The 16739-nt window shown below is 60.3% G+C and carries 15 protein-coding genes, 1 tRNA gene and 1 pseudogene; 11 read left to right on the top strand and 6 right to left on the bottom strand.

The genetic code is table 11. The features are described from left to right. Positions 1–44: 44 nt before the first annotated feature. On the top strand, positions 45–938 hold the full coding sequence (locus EV130_RS20140; RefSeq protein ID WP_132552096.1) for an alpha/beta fold hydrolase: 894 nt from the start codon (positions 45–47) through the stop codon (positions 936–938). A 98-nt stretch (positions 939–1036) separates the two neighbouring features. Here the strand turns inward: EV130_RS20140 and EV130_RS20135 are convergent, their stop codons facing one another. Then, positions 1037–2092 carry a porin gene (locus tag EV130_RS20135; protein WP_132552095.1) on the bottom strand — a complete coding sequence of 352 codons (1056 nt, stop codon included), beginning with the start codon at positions 2090–2092 and terminating at the stop codon, positions 1037–1039. Between the two features lie 874 nt (positions 2093–2966). Between EV130_RS20135 and EV130_RS20130 the strand changes: the two are divergent. Then, positions 2967–3519 (top strand): annotated as a pseudogene (locus tag EV130_RS20130) (integrase core domain-containing protein); the annotation flags it as partial. A gap of 45 nt (positions 3520–3564) precedes the next feature. On the opposite strand, the gene EV130_RS20125 reads toward EV130_RS20130, so the two are convergent. The 3 genes from EV130_RS20125 to EV130_RS20115 all read right to left on the bottom strand — a co-directional run bounded on the left by EV130_RS20125 (position 3565) and on the right by EV130_RS20115 (position 6156). Then, a tRNA-Ser gene (locus EV130_RS20125) sits at positions 3565–3655 on the bottom strand. Positions 3656–3737: 82 nt separating this feature from the next. Continuing rightward, the gene (locus EV130_RS20120; RefSeq protein ID WP_132552094.1) at positions 3738–4955 is read right to left on the bottom strand and encodes an NAD(P)/FAD-dependent oxidoreductase; all 1218 of its coding nucleotides are present in this window, start codon (positions 4953–4955) and stop codon (positions 3738–3740) included. An 85-nt stretch (positions 4956–5040) separates the two neighbouring features. Next, entirely contained in the window at positions 5041–6156 is a 1116-nt protein-coding gene (locus EV130_RS20115; RefSeq protein WP_132661147.1) for a Gfo/Idh/MocA family protein, read from the bottom strand. Between the two features lie 209 nt (positions 6157–6365). Here EV130_RS20115 and EV130_RS20110 point away from each other — a divergent pair, with 209 nt between their 5' ends. The 6 genes from EV130_RS20110 (at position 6366) to EV130_RS32615 (ending at position 13260) form a co-directional block, all read left to right on the top strand. Next, on the top strand, positions 6366–7238 hold the full coding sequence (locus tag EV130_RS20110) for a MurR/RpiR family transcriptional regulator (RefSeq protein WP_074060679.1): 873 nt from the start codon (positions 6366–6368) through the stop codon (positions 7236–7238). Positions 7239–7330: 92 nt separating this feature from the next. Then, a complete protein-coding gene (locus EV130_RS20105; protein WP_132661144.1) occupies positions 7331–9265 on the top strand; it encodes a bifunctional 5-dehydro-2-deoxygluconokinase/5-dehydro-2-deoxyphosphogluconate aldolase in 1935 nt (644 codons plus the stop codon). 24 nt (positions 9266–9289) lie between these two features. Beyond that, positions 9290–11134: a 3D-(3,5/4)-trihydroxycyclohexane-1,2-dione acylhydrolase (decyclizing) gene (gene iolD, locus EV130_RS20100; RefSeq protein WP_132661141.1), complete on the top strand. Its 1845-nt coding sequence runs from the start codon at positions 9290–9292 to the stop codon at positions 11132–11134. A 22-nt stretch (positions 11135–11156) separates the two neighbouring features. Further along, the gene (gene iolE / locus EV130_RS20095) at positions 11157–12056 is read left to right on the top strand and encodes a myo-inosose-2 dehydratase (protein ID WP_132552224.1); all 900 of its coding nucleotides are present in this window, start codon (positions 11157–11159) and stop codon (positions 12054–12056) included. Positions 12057–12220: 164 nt separating this feature from the next. Beyond that, entirely contained in the window at positions 12221–13018 is a 798-nt protein-coding gene (iolB, locus tag EV130_RS20090) for a 5-deoxy-glucuronate isomerase (RefSeq protein WP_132552090.1), read from the top strand. 77 nt (positions 13019–13095) lie between these two features. Further along, a complete protein-coding gene (locus EV130_RS32615; RefSeq protein ID WP_155774415.1) occupies positions 13096–13260 on the top strand; it encodes a hypothetical protein in 165 nt (54 codons plus the stop codon). Here EV130_RS32615 and EV130_RS20085 read toward each other — a convergent pair. Next, positions 13239–13691, bottom strand: coding sequence for a glyoxalase superfamily protein (locus EV130_RS20085; RefSeq protein WP_074063099.1), 453 nt, complete (start codon positions 13689–13691; stop codon positions 13239–13241). The genes EV130_RS32615 and EV130_RS20085 overlap by 22 nt on opposite strands. A 340-nt stretch (positions 13692–14031) precedes the next feature. Here EV130_RS20085 and EV130_RS20080 point away from each other — a divergent pair, with 340 nt between their 5' ends. Both EV130_RS20080 and EV130_RS20070 read left to right on the top strand, forming a co-directional pair. Continuing rightward, a complete protein-coding gene (locus EV130_RS20080; protein ID WP_074060674.1) occupies positions 14032–14382 on the top strand; it encodes a hypothetical protein in 351 nt (116 codons plus the stop codon). A gap of 276 nt (positions 14383–14658) precedes the next feature. After that, positions 14659–15525, top strand: a complete 867-nt coding sequence (locus EV130_RS20070; RefSeq protein WP_074060672.1) for a LysR family transcriptional regulator — start codon at positions 14659–14661, stop codon at positions 15523–15525. A gap of 43 nt (positions 15526–15568) precedes the next feature. On the opposite strand, the gene EV130_RS20065 is transcribed toward EV130_RS20070, so the two are convergent. After that, on the bottom strand, positions 15569–16015 hold the full coding sequence (locus EV130_RS20065; protein ID WP_022714615.1) for a baeRF12 domain-containing protein: 447 nt from the start codon (positions 16013–16015) through the stop codon (positions 15569–15571). Between the two features lie 257 nt (positions 16016–16272). Between EV130_RS20065 and EV130_RS20060 the strand changes: the two genes are divergently transcribed. Beyond that, on the top strand, positions 16273–16680 hold the full coding sequence (locus tag EV130_RS20060) for a pilus assembly protein PilZ (protein WP_074060671.1): 408 nt from the start codon (positions 16273–16275) through the stop codon (positions 16678–16680). Positions 16681–16739: the final 59 nt, after the last annotated feature.

The raw sequence follows: 16739 nt of genomic DNA, 5'->3' as shown, positions 1-16739 counted from the left end.
CGCTGAAGCAGGCTAGATTTCCTGACCGCAACTGGGAAATCGCAATGTTTTTGAACACCACTGAAGGCTTCGAGGACAAGACATACCAGTCGGTCGACGGGCTCAAGCTCTACGCCCGTGATTATGGGGCCGGAAATCCCTCCGCATCCGGCGCCGCGCCGGTGATCTGCCTGCCCGGCCTGACACGCAATTCCCGCGATTTTCATCAGCTTGCGCTGATCCTTTCGAAGGACCGGGAGCGCCCCAGACGCGTGATTGCGATCGACTATCGGGGACGAGGCCGCTCGGCGTGGGACCACAGCAAGCAGAATTACAATCTCGGCGTGGAAGCAAACGACGTTCTGACCGCCTGCGCCGCCTTCAACATCACGCAAGCCGCCTTCATCGGAACCTCACGTGGCGGGCTTCTCCTGCATCTCATCGCCGAAATGAAGCCGGAACTGCTGGCATCCGTCGTGCTCAACGATGTCGGCCCGGTGCTCGAACCGGAGGGGCTTCGCCATATTCAAGCCTATCTCGCGAATCCGCGAAAGCCGCGTGACTGGGACGATGCGGCCGGATTGCTTCGCGAACTGCACGAGGCGGAATTTCCTGCTCTTTCCGTCGACGATTGGCGCGCCATGGCCCATGCGATCTATCGCAAGACTGATGATGGATTGGTCGCGGATATCGATCCGGCCATCGCCGAGGCAGTGATCGCTGCCGATTTCAGCACGCTGCTGCCGGATCTTTGGAAGCAGTTCGACGCAATGGCGGACATACCGCTGCTCGTCATCCGCGGCGAGAATTCAAAACTGCTGTCAAAGGCAACGGTCGAAGAGATGCTGCGGCGGCACCCGGCAGCACGGCAGTTCACGGCAAAACGTCAAGGACATGCGCCACTGCTGCATCTCCAGGATGTGGCGCAGGTACTCCGTCGCTTTTTCCGCGACCTCTAAAGGTCCGTCCCGGTACCGCCGGAAGCAGACACCTGCAAAGCAAAAGCCCGGCTCGAAAGCCGGGCTTCACGATTTGACCGAAGTCAGATCAGACTAGATTAGAACGAACGCTGCAGGCGGAAGAAGCCCGTTACGCCGTCTTCGTCTTCATCGCCGTTGTCGTGGTCCTGGCTGATGTAGTTAACGGTCACCTTCGTCGTCAGGTTCTCGACGATTTCATAGTCGAGCGTAACGCCAGCGCGCCATTCGCTGCCACCGTCGAAATCTTCATCGGCGTCGATGTCGATGTTGTCGGTGTACTGAACAGCCGGGGTGATGGTGAACTTGTCAGTTGCCTTGACAGCGTACTGAGCAGCGATCGCCCATTCGCCGTTGTCGTAGTAGTCGCTCGGGCCGCTGGCATATACGCCGGCGAGACCGAAGGTGCCCGGGCCGATGTCTGCGTAGATGATGCCGCGGACAGCACCGTCGGCGCGGTCGAGGTCGTAGCCAGCGAGAAGTTCCCAGCTGATGGCGCCGAACTTGCCGCCGACAGCAGCGTCGATACCGACGTTGTTGCCACCGTTGTCGTTACCCAGACCGGTACGGGTCAGCTCTTCAACAGCGATACCGGCGTAGAAGTCGCCAGAGTCGTACTGGTAACGGATCGCGTTGAAGTTGGTGTTGTTGTTGATGACTTCCGTTTCACCGGAGAAGTCGTTATCCCACCAGTTGACGAACTTACCAACGCGGAAGCCTGCGATATCGATGTAGGCTTCGTCGATTACCGTGTCGTTCTGATCGTCCTGGCTGTTGGCAACACCGTTCGGGCGGAAGTTCGCCTGGTAAACGATAACGCCGGTGAGCGGACCGTATTCAGTGTCGCTCTTCGCCGTGAAGGCAACCTGACCGCGGGTACGGGCCGACCAGTCTTCACCGCCGCCGTTGTCAGCGATGTCACCAGCAGACCAATCAACCTGGAAGCGGATGTAGCCTTCGATCTTCAGGCAGGTTTCCGTGCCCGGGATGTAGAAGTAGCCGGTGCCGTAAGCGTCGCAGACGCGAACGTATTCAACCGGTTCCGGCTCAGCAGCGACGATAGCGTCAGCGGCCTGAGCACCGGAAACTACTGCGAGAGCAGCAGCGGAGCCGAGAAGAAGGCTCTTGATGTTCATAGTGACCTCCAATTCAAAGTTTCGATCGGGTCTGGGATTTTTCGCCTTGAGCAGCGTTCCCTGCCCCATCCCCATGTTTCAAGAAGTCGGACGATCAACCGCCCTCGCTTCCGAGGTTGAAAATACAAGACCGCGCCTGTCACGCAATCACCAACTTACTCCTTTGTGGTATTTGCATCAGCCTTACCGGCGTCCTGTTGCTGAAAGGCCACAAGTTGGGCAGACGCCGCCGCATTTCTTTATGGTTTGTTAAGAAACTGCCGGTTTTGCAGGGGTTTAGCACCGCCTCGCGCCTATTGCGCGACCCATCCTGTGCCGCATTGATACCAACTTCCAGCCAGATTCGGCGGACTTTATGACGGCCCCGCAGTGCGGCCGTGGATGAAGGAACACCCGAATGGACGATGCCCCTCTGCAGGAATCACTTTCGGATGAGGATTGATTCTCCTCAGGCGATTCTGGCCCGGAGAGATTCGATTACACGGGACGCGTTTTGGCCAAGAGCAGACCGAACCGATTTTCGAGATTTTTCTGCCCGACCTGAGATGGGTGACGTTTTCTGAAGGACACTTGATAGGCCCCGCCCTTTGGTGAGACAGCAGTCAGTAACAGTTATCCCGGCTGTGAATTGCATTTGGTGTCTCTGGCCCTAGTTGATGAGACCGGTTCCGTAAGCTCCGGCGCGAGATAGTCGAGGGCCAGGCGCTGCCTGTTGCAGACCGCCTCGGAGAATTCGCCGATCCTGGTCCGTTCATGGTCCAGGCCGCGATACGCCTGACCATCCACCTCCTCCTGCTTCAGGGTCCTCATGGATTTTTTGGCCTTCGCATCATCGTAGGATTATCGACGCGGCTCATGCTCGGCTGGATGCCCTGGTTTGCCGGCGGCGATGCGCAGCGACAACGGCTTGCCTTTCGCCAGCCCAAACGGGCTCCACAATCTGTCTAAAACTGTCGGTGTGGCGGCTGAGGCTCGGCAATCCCGCAGGAGCCCATCAGCGCATGCACCTGACGCTGAAGAAGGAGGCGACGAGGCCACCTGGCAGGAACACTCTGCAGCAGCAGGCCCGCTTTGATGCATTCGTCAGCGAATTCAATGAGGAGCGGCCGCACGAGGCGTTGGACATGAAGGTGCCGGCAGATCTCTTTGTCGCATCGTCACGCCCCTATCGGGGCCTGCCGGAGATCGACTATCCCTTCCACGATAGGGAGGCGCTCGTCACCAATTGCGGCCGCCTCTGCATCTATCGCAAGAAGATCAACATCTCCACCGTACTGGCCGGACAGAAGCTTGGAATCAAGGAAGTCGACGACGGCATTTGGCTCGTCAGCTTCATGCACTATGATCTGGGATATATCGACCTGGAACAGAGGACTTTGCAAACCATCGACAACCCGTTCGGCACGAGGTTGTCACCCATGTGTTAGGTACGTTCTGTTACCTATGTCTTCGGTATGGACACAATTGCTTGGTGGCGGAGAGGAAGGGATTCGAACCCTCGATACGCTTTTGACGTATACTCCCTTAGCAGGGGAGCGCCTTCGACCACTCGGCCACCTCTCCGGTGGGAGCCCTGATAGAGTCATTCCGCAGGTGAAGCAAGCGCTTTTTCAGCTTCCACCCGGGAGAAAACAATGCCGTGATCTCAAGCCAGCAACTGCTTGAGATCGGCCGCCGCGTCTGCCAGCACGGCCTTGTCGGGATTGATTCCTGTTTCCAGCAGCTTCTTGCCCGTCACATAGGCCTTTGCATCATTGATCGCGTCGACGGCGATGAACTGGCCGCTCCTGAAATACCAGATGGAATGCGCGCCTTCGCGGGTGCCGGGGCGCAGAAGGGTTTCGTCGTAGCCGAGGTTGAAGCCGGCGATCTGCAGCTTCACGTCATACTGATCGGACCAGAACCACGGCTTCGGGTCATAGGGTGAAAGACCGCCAGCGATGACCGCAGCGGCGGCTTCAGCCTGGTCGACGGCATTCTGCACCGACTCGAGCCTTATCTGCCCATCCTGCCAGGGTTGTACGGCGCAATCGCCGGCGGCAAAGATCGAGGGGTCGGAAGTGCGGGCGAATTCGTTGACGAGAATGCCGTTGGCAACGTCAAGACCGGCTTCCTTTGCCAGTTGGTCGTTCGGCACGACGCCGATGCCGACGACGGCGAAATCGATCTCGATCATCGAGCCGTCAGAGAGTTCAGCGCCGCAAACATGCCCATCCCTGCCGACGAGACGCTTAAGCCCGGTCCTTTCGCGGATCACGACATCATGGCTCTCGTGGATCGCGCGGATGATGTCGGCGGTTTCCTTGGCGGCAACGCGCTGGAGAATGCGGTCGGCCATTTCGATGACGGTCACTTCGAGGCCGCGGTAGCGCGCAACGGCTGCCGCTTCGAGACCGATATAACCGCCGCCTATAATAAGGACGCGCCGGCCGGGCCGCATCTCATCGGCGAGAAGATCCGCATCGCGCTTGTCGCGGGCGACATAGACGCCGTCAAGGTCGCCGCCGACGGCTGCCGGCAGCCTGCGCGGCGTCGAACCCGTTGTCAGCGCCAGCGTGCCGTAGTCAAGGATCGAACCGTCCTGCAATGCGACCTGCTTCTTGTCGCGGTCGATCTGCTCGACCCAGGTCGCGAGGCGGATTTCGACATTATTGTCCGGGTACCAGTGCTCGGGGCGGAACAGCAGGCGGTCGAAGGTCATCTCGCCGAGCAGGTATTTCTTCGAAAGCGGCGGCCGCTGGTAAGGCAGAACGTCCTCGGCCCCGATAATGGTGATTGGGCGGGTGTCGTGCAGCGCGCGCAGCTTTGCGGCCATCGCAAAGCCTGCCTGCCCCGCACCGATGATTACCAGTCTGTCCGTCACGATCCCACTCCCAGAAGCAGTGTTGTTATGAAGGCGAGACGTAGCCCCCGCCCTTGGCGCCGTCAACAGGAAGCGATCTTGCCCGTCAGCCGATCTCGATCCAGCGGCGCTCGTGGAAGGACTGTGCCATGGCATGCACCGACCTCTCTATCCTGAGACCGTCTTCGAACGTGACCAAGGACGACGGCTGACCGGAAATGGCGCCGATCAGCTCGCGGCATTCGATGATCTTCAGGTCGTTGAAGCCAAGGCCATGGCCGGGGGCTGGAATGAAGCGGTCGTAAGGCCGGTGGGCGGGCGCTGCGAGGATCTTGCGGAAGCCCTGCTCCGTGCTGCGGCCTTCGGCCCGATAGAGCTCGAATTCGTTCATGCGTTCCTGATCATAGGCGATCGATCCTTTCGATCCAAAAATCTGCATTGCGATGCGGCCCTTGCGCCCCCAGGCGGCACGGTTTGCCATCAGTACGGCGGAGATGCCGCCGCCAAGACGCATCAGCACGTTTGCGCCATCGTGATTTTCGACCGCACGGCGACCGCCTTCCTTGAGCGGGCGGTCGGCATAAGGTTTCACCATGTCGGCAATAACCGCTTCGACGTGACCGAAGAGATACCACAGCAGCGAGAGCGGATGCACGGCGAAGTCGTCAAGCGCGCCGTAACCGGAAGACAATTCGCTCTTCCAATAGAAGAGGCCGTCCGGATCGGCCATGAAATCCTCATCCATCTCGACGCGGATGTGGTTGACGGCGCCGATCGCACCCTCGCCGATCAGCGTCTTGATGTGCCGCATGACCGGGTTCTGGATATAGTTGTATCCGAGAACGGCCACCTTGCCGGAAGCCCTCGCCGTTTTCACCATGTGCTCGGCATCGGCATAGGCGGGAGCCATTGGCTTTTCGCACCACACATGTTTTCCGGCCTCGAGCGCCGCAATCGCCATTTCGGCATGGAACTGGTTGGGTGTGGTAACCGAGACGACATCGATTTCCGGGTCGGCGATCAGCACTTTCCAGTCGGCCGTCGCCTTTTCGAAACCGAATTCGGCGGCGCGCGAATTCGCCAGGTCTGCGTTGGCTTCGGCGAGATGCACGAGCCTTGGACGCTCGACGTCACCAAAGACGGTCTTCACCGCATTCCAGGCCAGCGCGTGGCACTTGCCCATATATCCGGTGCCGATCAAACCGATGCCGAGTGGCTTCATTTTCCGTCCTCTCCTCCATGTCCGTCATGATTTTTGGAATATCTGGACCGTTTTGACAAGACGATACGACCGCCTCATTTGCGTCAGTTGACGTCGAACATGTTCAAAAACCTTCGATTCCAGTGGATTAAAAACAGTTAGGATCGAAAAGCGAAATCATTTATGCTTTTCAAATATGGAATATTTGTTTCATCCGATGGACCGCCCGCATGGATAACGACACCAAGAGACTTGTGCGCGTGCCTCGCGATTTCGAAAGCCTGCGCAGCACGATCATAGAACGCAAGGCAAGCATGCCGAAGCGGCTGGCCCAGGTCGCCGCCTTTGCGCTCGGCCATCCCGACGAGATCGCCTTCGGCACGACGGCGAGCATCGCGGCGGCTTCGCACGTCCAGCCGTCGACGCTGGTGCGGCTCGCGCGCCACCTCGGCTATGAGGGCTTCTCCGATCTCCAAAGTATTTTCCGCGAGCGGCTGCGGGACCGGACGCTGAGCTACGAGGAGCGCCTCGTCACGCTGGAGCAATCCGAAGGTGACGAAGATGCCAACCTGCTTTCCGGTTTCATCGCCGCAGCTATCCAATCGATCAACCGCATGGCGGCGAGCGTCGAGACGGAAACCTTCACCAGGGCCGTCGACATCCTGGCGGCGGCCGACACCATATATCTTATAGCGAAACGCCGCTCCTATCCGCTCACGGCACACATGGCCTATGCCCTTTCGAAACTCGGGATCCGCCACCAGATCGTCGCTTCGCCGAATGGGGTCGATCCGGAGATGGTGCAATTCGCAACGCCGAAGGATGCGGCGATCGCCGCCAGCTTTTCGCCCTATGCTGCCGACAGCCTCAGCCAGGCCGAAGGGTTGGCCGACCGCGGCGTGCCGGTCGTGGCGATCACCGATTCGGCTTTCTCGCCGCTTGCGGCCCGCGCCGCCTGCTGGTTTGAGGTTGCCGAAGCTGACTTTGCCGGCTTCCGCTCGCTCTCGGCCTCCATGGCGCTGGTCATGGCGCTGCCGGTGGCGATCGCCGAGCGCCGGCGCAAACTTCACCATCCCAAAACCGCAAAAGAAAAAATGGAATAAACATTCCGAATTGACAAAAACTCGGAACCGATGTTTCATTATTCAAAATCAGCAGGCGGCAGGGTCCTGCAGTAATCTAGCGGGAGGACATCATGGCACAATTCAATCCGGGTCTGCAGCCCGAGCCGTATCTTGATGTAATCACCATCGGCCGCTCTTCCGTCGATCTTTACGGCCAGCAGATCGGTTCGCGGCTGGAAGACATCGGATCGTTCGCCAAATCCGTCGGCGGCTGCCCGGCCAATATCGCCATCGGCACGGCGCGCCTCGGCCTCAAGTCCGCCCTGATCACCCGCGTCGGCAACGAACAGATGGGCCGCTTCATCATCGAGCAGTCAGCGCGCGAAGGTGTGGAGACTAAGGGTATCCGGACAGACATCGAGCGGCTGACGGCACTCGTTTTGCTTGCGGTGGAGGCCGAGGGCGTTTCGCCGATGATCTTCTATCGCTCGGACTGCGCCGACATGGCGCTCGACGAAGGCGATATCGACGAGGATTTCATCCGGTCGTCACGCGCCGTTCTCGTTTCCGGCACACATTTCTCGCGACCGAACACCGAGGCTGCGCAGCGAAAGGCGATCCGGATCGCCAAGGCGAATGGCCGCAAGGTGATCTTCGACATCGACTACCGGCCGAATCTCTGGGGACTTGCCGGCCATGCCGAAGGCTTCGAGCGCTATGTGAAGTCCGACCGCGTCTCTTCCAAGATGAAGGAGACGCTGCCCGATTGCGACCTCATTGTCGGCACAGAGGAGGAAATCCTGATCGCCTCCGGCGCGGATGACGTGCTCGGCGCGCTCAAGGAAATCCGCCGCCTCTCGCCGGCAACGATCGTGCTGAAGCGTGGCGCGATGGGCTGCATCGTCTACGACGGACCGATTGCCGACGATCTGGAAACAGGCATCATCGGCCAGGGCTTCCCCATCGAGGTCTTCAACGTGCTCGGCGCCGGCGACGCCTTCATGTCCGGTTTCCTGCGCGGCTGGCTGAAGGACGAGCCGCTGAAGACCTGCGCCACCTGGGCCAACGCATGCGGTGCCTTCGCCGTCTCCCGCCTGCTCTGCTCGCCGGAATATCCAACCTGGGCAGAGCTCGATTTCTTCCTGAAGAACGGTAGCGAGCACCGTGCGCTACGCAAGGACGAGGCGATCAACCACATTCACTGGGCTTCGACTCGAAAGGGCGATATTCCGCTGCTGATGGCACTTGCGATCGACCATCGGTCGCAACTCACCAGCGTTTGCGACGAGTTGGGCGTCGACTACAAGAAGATCGTCGCCTTCAAGCGGTTGGCCGTCGAAGCGGCAGCGCGCGTTGCCGGCGGCCGCGACGGCTACGGTATGCTGATCGACGAGCGGTTCGGCCGTGACGCCTTCTTCGATGCGGCGAGCAAGAATTTTTCCTGGATCGGCCGGCCGGTCGAATTGCCAGGTTCCAAGCCACTGCGCTTCGAGTTCAGCCAGGATATCGGCTCGCAGCTTGTCGAATGGCCGCTCGACCACTGCATCAAGTGCCTGTGCTTTTATCATCCAGACGATGCGGCTGATCTAAAGGGCGAGCAGCAGGAGAAGCTGCGCACACTCTTTGAGGCTGCCCGCAAGGTCGGCCGCGAACTGCTGGTGGAAATCATCGCCAGCAAGAATGGCCCGCTGGGCGACGACACGATCTCGACGGCGATGGAAGAGCTTTACGCGCTCGGTATCAAGCCGGACTGGTGGAAGCTGGAGCCGCAGGCTTCGACGTCTGCCTGGAGGAAGATCGACGCCGTGATCGCCAGGAACGATCCGTGGTGCCGCGGTATCGTGCTGCTCGGGCTGGAGGCGCCGGCCGAAGAGCTCGTGAAGGGCTTCGAGGCAACGCTTGCCGCCCCCTCGGTAAAAGGCTTTGCCGTCGGGCGCACCATATTTGCCGACGCAGCGCGCGCCTGGCTCTCCGGCAACATGGATGACGAGGAAGCGATCGCCGATATGGCCGGACGCTTCCGCCGACTGACCGAGGCCTGGTTGAAAACCCGCGGCCTGCATTAATTAAGAGCATTTGGGAGGTGCCCGATGGGCAAGACGATCCGATTGACGATGGCGCAGGCTGTTGCGCATTTCCTGAAGAAGCAGATGAGCGTCGTCGACGGCAAAAAGGTGCCGATCTTCGGTGGCGTTTGGGCGATCTTCGGCCATGGCAATGTCGCCGGCATCGGCGAAGCGCTCTATCAGGTGCGCGGCGAGCTGCCGACCTATCGCGCCCATAACGAACAGGGCATGGCGCACGCGGCGATCGCCTATGCAAAGGCAAGCTTCCGCCAGCGGTTCATGGCATGCACGACTTCGATCGGCCCCGGCGCACTGAATATGGTGACGGCGGCCGGTGTCGCACATGTCAACCGCATCCCGGTGCTCTTCCTGCCGGGCGATGTCTTCGCCAACCGCGCGCCAGATCCGGTGCTGCAGCAGATCGAGGACTGGGGCGACGGCACGGTATCGGCCAACGATGCCTTTCGCGCGGTCTCGCGCTATTTCGACCGCATTACCCGCCCCGAGCAGATCATCACAGCGCTGAAGCGCGCCATGCAGGTCTTGACCGATCCGCTGGATTGCGGCCCGGTTACGCTCTCGCTCTGCCAGGACGTCCAGGCGGAAGCCTTCGACTATCCGGAGAGCCTCTTCGAAGAAAAGGTCTGGACGATCCGCCGTCCGCAGCCGGACGCCGATGAACTTGCCTCTGCGATCACGCTCGTCAAATCAGCCGAAAGGCCGGTGATCATCTCCGGCGGGGGCGTTCTCTATTCCCAGGCGACGCAGGAACTTGAAGCCTTCGCCGAGGCCCACGGCATTCCCGTCGTCGTCAGCCAGGCCGGCAAATCCTCGATCGACGAGCGCCACCCTCTGGCGCTCGGCTCCGTCGGCGTCACGGGCACTTCGGCTGCCAACGCCATTGCCGAAGAAACCGACCTCATCATCGCCGTCGGCACGCGCTGCCAGGACTTCACGACCGGCTCCTGGGCGCTGTTCAAGAACGACAAGCTGAAGATGCTTGGCCTCAACATCGCCGCCTACGATGCCTACAAGCATGACGCTCAGCCGCTTGTCGCCGACGCCCGCGAAGGCCTGAAAGCGCTGTCGAAAGGGCTTGGCGGCTGGAAGGCACCGGCGGCACTCGCGCAAAGAGCAATGCAGGAAAAGAACGTCTGGATGGATGCCGCCAACAAGGCGATGGCTTCCAGCAACGTCGCCCTCCCCTCGGATGCGCAAGTGATCGGCGCGGTGACACGCTCGATCGAACTGGAAAAGGCGATCGGTCTTTGCGCCGCTGGCGGCCTGCCGGGCGAGATGCACAAGCTGTGGCCGGCAACAGCCCCTGGCAGCTACCACATGGAATACGGCTTCTCCTGCATGGGCTACGAAATCGCCGGCGGACTCGGCGCAAAGATGGCGAACCCGGACAAGGAGGTTTTCGTCCTCGTCGGTGACGGCTCCTACATGATGCTGAACTCCGAGCTCGCAACCTCGGTGATGATGGGCGTCAAGGTGAACGTGGTCCTGCTCGACAATCGCGGCTACGGCTGCATCAACCGCCTACAGATGGAAACGGGCGGTGCGAACTTCAACAACCTGCTGAAGGACTCCTACCACCAGGTAACGCCGGAGATCGACTTTCGGGCGCATGCCGAGAGCATGGGCGCCATCGCGGTCAAGGTTTCTTCGATTGCCGAACTGGAGAGGGCGATTGCCGATTCGAAGGAGAACGACCGTACCTCGGTCTTCGTCATCGATACCGACCCGCTGATCACGACACAAGCCGGCGGTCACTGGTGGGATGTCGCCGTTCCCGAGGTGAGCCCGCGCGAACAGGTCAACAAGGCGCGCAAGAGCTATGTCGAAGCGCGCAAGCATCAACGCTAAATCACGATATCCGGAGACAATGATGATCCGCTACGGGACCAACCCCATCGCCTGGAGCAATGACGACGACCGCACGATCGGCGCCCATTTGACGCTCGAGGACTGCCTCAGCGATTGCGAGAAGATCGGATTCGATGGCATCGAGAAGGGCCACAAGATGCCGTCCGACGGCCACGAACTGAAAAGAGTGCTCGCCGCGCACAAACTCGTATTCGTATCCGGCTGGCACTCGCTGAACCTCCTCGACCACGGCGTTGAGGACGAAAGACAAGCGATCCAGCCGCATCTCGACATGCTCAAGGCCAATGATTGCAAAGTGTGCATCGTCTGCGAAACGTCGAACGCCATCCACGGCAACGACAGCAAGGCTCTTGTCGACAAGCCGGTTCTCGCCGACGATCAGTGGGAGAAGTTCGGCGCCGATATAGAGGCAATCGCCCAATATTGTGCTGCTCAGGGCATCGATCTCGTCTATCATCACCATATGGGCACGGTCGTGCAGACAGGTGCCGAGATCGACAAGCTGATGGAAAATACCGGCCCGGCAACGAAGCTGCTGCTCGACACGGGACACGCCTGGTTCGGCGGCACAGATCCGGTGGAAGTCGCCAAGAAGTACATGCATCGCGTGCGCCATATCCACGCGAAGAACGTTCGCCCGGTAATCCGCAACCAGGTCGAGGCTGACAAACTCTCCTTCCTCGAAGGCGTGCGCCGCGGCGTCTTTACGGTTCCCGGCGACAAGGAGGGCGGCGTCGATTTCCTACCGGTCCTCAAGGTCGCCGCCGAACACGGTTACGAGGGCTGGCTGGTTATCGAAGCCGAGCAGGACCCGCTCAAGCGCAATCCGTTCGAGTATCAGTCGATGGGGCTGAAGGCACTGAAGAGTCTTGCGAAGGAAGCTGGATTGGACAAGGGTTGATTGGATAGCCGGAGCCACGCTCCCGCTCATTTGCCCTTCTGGCACTCTTCCCACCGGGGAGAGAGAACAACGCTGCGGCGCGGCATATCGATTCAGCCCTTAGGCGAGAATGTGGCGACAGCCGGATGAGGGCCCCTGCCCTGAGCTTACAAGGAGAAACCACCATGCCCAATCTCAAGGTCAAGCCGAACGGCACGAACGGCTGCGTCACCCATGTCACGCCGGAGAATGCCGGCTGGACCTATGTGGGCTTCGACCTCCACCGGCTGAAGCCGGGCGAAACTGCATCCGGCGAGACCGCCGACCGCGAGGTCTGCCTCGTCTGGGTGAGTGGCAAGGGCAAGGCGAAGGCCGGCACAAAGGATTTCGGGACGCTCGGCGAACGCATGAGCCCATTCGAGGGCAGCCCGCATGCGCTTTATATCCCGATGGAATCGACCTGGTCGGTGACGGCCGAGACCGATCTGGAACTCGCCGTCTGCTCGGCACCGGGCGGCGGCACCTACGAGGCGAAGGCCATTCCGCCGGGCACGCATCCCGCGCTCACGCGCGGCAAGGGCACGAATGTCCGCTACGTCAACAACATCATGCCGGAGAACGACAGTTCGGCGCATTCTTTGCTGGTCGTCGAAGTCATCACGCCGGGCGGTCATACCTCTTCCTATCCGCCGCACAAGCACGACCAGGACAACCTGCCGAACGAAAGCTTCCTCGAAGAGACCTATTACCACCGCCTGAACCCGCCGCAAGGCTTCGGCTTCCAGCGCGTCTATACCGACGACCGATCGCTGGACGAGGTGATGGTGCTGGAAGACGGCGACGTGACCCTGGTTCCGAAGGGCTACCACCCCTGTGCTGCCTGCCACGGCTACGACCTTTACTATCTCAACGTCATGGCCGGTCCGAAGCGCATCTGGAAGTTCCACAATGCGCCCGAGCACGAATGGCTGCTGAAGGCGTAGCGCTGCCTCGCTAAATGATCTGACTGTGCGAAAGAAGAGCCGGTGGTTTGCTGACTTCATCAGAAAGGATGGAGGATATGCGCCCGTCCGGGCGGCTCCGTTCCTCGCTGCAGCCATCGCGGCTTGCAACCCTCATCGCAGCAGCGGGCTGGATGGCGCATGCCGCGGCGCTGAAGGAGGCCGACGCCGCTGCAACCGCAGCGACGATCAAGAACCAAGGTCAGGACTTCTGCCGCGGATAGATGTCGAGTATCAGATGCGGCTGTCCGTTCGATGTCTTGCGGGGCGAGATGCCGTTCGTGTCGATCTGCGCATTGATGCGCTGCCTGAACGCAGAGAAGCTCTCGAAGGTCACGACATCCACCGGTTCATTGAAATGGATGGTGATCTTGTGAAACCCGCCGCCGGTCTCTGCAAGTGCCAGAACCTTGCCGACAAACGGCTGGTTCAGGTAGCGGCCGCGCACCTGCGAGCCGACACACAGCGCAGAAACGCGATCCGCGTTGGGCTTTGTTGCCAGAGCCGAAAGCGTATTCCAGTCGCGCACGCCAAGTTGCCGGGCAACGAGTTCGAGTGCGGCACTGTGCGAAATCGCAGTACCGCGCGTTTCGATCGCCTGGCGAAGCCGCTTTGCCTGCGCCTTCAGTTCATCGATGGTAAGATCGGTCGTCATGTGCTGAGCCTTTTCGGAAGGCATGCCATTTTGACTGCAAAGGGGAGCTCGCATTGCCGTCAGTCAGCATGCACCGATTTGGCTGCGACGAACTTCGAGGACTTCACCGTGGATTTTCACCCGCGAGCGGCCGGCGCCTCGAAACCGGCCCTGATATCCGCCAGGCGGCCCGCTTTGTCAAGATTGCCCCGGAATGGACCGCCCGGCTCGCGCGCCATTTTCCGATATCAGGGGCTTTTTGCGTCCAGCTACGCATAAGCCTCAAATGCAATTGATCCCGTTCAGTACCTGTCAGCATTCATGCGTTACCTTTCAATCGTGAAACGAGCGGAGGCTGATGATGGCCTTTCAGACGCACCTCAACGACGACACTAACGAGCGGGAGAAATCCTACCGGGATTTCTCGCTCGACCGACCCGGCAAGATCATTTTCGTCGGCCATCACCTCAGCACCGGCACACAGGTCCGCTGCCTGATCCGCACCATCAATCTCGCCGGCGCCGTCCTCGAAGTGAGCCGGATGGTCGAGGTTCCGAACCACTTCTTCCTAGAAATCCTCGGCATCCGCGACGAGATCGGCTCGACGGTGGTCAAGCGTGAAGGCGATCTGGTGACGATCAGCTTCAACATGCTGATCAATGCTGAATTCCTGCACCATGTGCTGCGCCTGAGCTTCGAAGCGGACGTCTGACGCGCCGTGCCGTGCCGCCGGGCGCGCGGGCACTGTCGCGCGCGCCAAACCACACGATCAGCGGCAGGAGCCAACGCAGGCCCTCCCAGTCCGGCCCGTCGAGCGGGTCTGCCAGTGGATCGCGGCGGCGGCTCCTGTTTCTTGTTTCCAGCTCGTTGCAAATAACTACCCAGTTGAGAAGCATTGTCGGGTTCTCCATCTATTTGTTGGAGCGCTCGAACTAGGCCTTCGCCGCAGCCGAATGTAGAGCCTGCGGAAGAAAGGGGGTTTTCAAAAATGAAAGACGCGAACTGGGACGATCTTCAACTCTTCTTCCATGTCGCGACCGCCGGCGGACTGTCGGCGGCTGCGTCAAAGACCGGCCTCAGCGCGCCCACGATCGGCCGGCGCATGCTGGCGCTCGAGCGCGCAACGGGCCGGGCGCTCTTCACACGCGGGCCAACCGGCTATCTGCTGGCAAAGGACGGCACGGCGCTTTTGGAGCGCGTGCGCCTGATGCAGGAGGCCGCGCAGTCGATCTCCGACTGGCGCGGCGAAGTGCTCACACTGCCGATCGTTTCGACGGCCGCCGACAGCTGGACGTCGCGTTTCATCGCCGATCACTTGGCAAGAATCTGGACGCCGAAAGACCCATTCCGCATGTGCTACAAGACCTGCGACGCGGGCGTCGATTTCACCTATCGGGAAGCGCACATTGCCATAAGGCGCAGCCGTCCCGAAAACGGCAATATCGCGATCCGGCGTTCGGTAACGGTGGCGCACGCGGCTTACCAGGCGGCAAGCTTCGACAATGACAACCGCAACTGGATATCCCTGGGCACCGACATCGCGATCACACCGGCGGACAAATGGACCTTCGAGCAGTTAGACCATTGGATCACCGGCTGGACGAACACGCCGCATATGCTCTTTCACCTGATTAGGGGCGGTGCCGGCCGCGGCGTGCTGCCATGTTTCATAGGCGATGCTGAGCCCGGCCTTACGCGCGCCGGACCGATCATCGAGCCGCTCACCTACGACATGTGGATCACGGCCCATGACGACGAGCGCCAGCGTGCGGAAGTTCGCACGGTCATCGACAGACTTGCCGCGCTTTTGGGTGAGAACGAAGATTTGTTTGCAGGACGAAAGAGCGGTGGATGAAAAAAGCGCGAGCCTTTGCCCGCGCTCCTCTTCCGGAAAATGATCAGGCAGCCAGGCGGCGCTCGATTTCATCGACCGGCATGTTGGTATAATCCTTGGGGACTTCCGCGGAAATGGCTGCCTGCGCTTCGGCGCTCAGGTTCGGTCTCAAGGTACCGAGCGCCTTGGGTGGTGCAACCAGAATGATGCGGCTACCGTTTCGTTCACGGACCAGCTTGTCCAACTTCGCGGCGATCCGCCTCAAAAAATCGGCCTCCGCCTGCTCCTGCCAATCTGTTTGCTCCATGGCGCTGCCGCTCGTGCCGTCCGGAGCATGGGCCCGTCCAGGCTTATCGGTGCCGAGTTCGCGGGTGGGCTCGCTGGGTTGGCTCAGCGTTTCATGCACCTGCAGGTTCATGAGAAGCGCATTGCCTGCGTTGCGCATGATCAAAGCCTTCGCACCATCACAGACCACGACCCATGATTCCCACGGCACTTTGATGTCAGCCATTTTCGTTTCCTCTTAATGAAATTCGAAGCGAATGCTTCATCGACAGAGGCAAAACGTACAGTAATTGAAAGAGTTCGGAGGGTCCACGGATAAATCGATTCGCAAGGGTAATGCGATACCGGAACTGCCCTTTGCGCACAAAACAAAATCGGCCTTTGTTAAAATTGTCCCGATCCGTTTGACGAATGCGAAAAACATTCATGTGACGTTGTGCGACAACAGGGCCAGCACGAGCTTGGCCCAGGGAGGGCCGCGTCATGTCCATGCTCCGAGGAACCCACCTTGCGACGGTCAGATCGGAAGTTTACGACGTCCGCTGGGAACAGTTCAACGTGCGGCGCCCGGCCCGCATCGTCGCCGTGCGCCCTTGCCTGACCGGCATCTCGCTTCGAAGCGCCGAGATCTTGGATATTTCCCGCGGCGGTGCCACTTTCGTCGTCTCCTCGGCGGCCGGGCTGCCGAAACACTACTATCTCAATATTCTGGGCCTTGCATATCGCATCGGCTGCGCGGAGGTTTATCGCAACAACGAGCGCATCGGTGTCCGCTTCATCAACACGCTGGACCCCGAAGTGCTTCGGCGCGTCGTGCGCGCCGACTTCATGGCTGGCAATCTCGAAGCGATCGAGGCATATCGCGCACCGCGCATCCAAAGCAGGCCGTAAGCCAGCAGGCGATAGAATAATCTTCCTTGCCTTGCGGATGGCAGTGCCTATTGTTGGCG

It is taken from the genome of Rhizobium azibense, assembly GCF_004342325.1.
In the GTDB taxonomy this organism is placed as follows: Bacteria; Pseudomonadota; Alphaproteobacteria; order Rhizobiales; family Rhizobiaceae; genus Rhizobium; species Rhizobium etli_B.
Note: the sequence above shows the minus strand (reverse complement) of the source record. Positions and strands in the feature narration are given on the sequence as shown.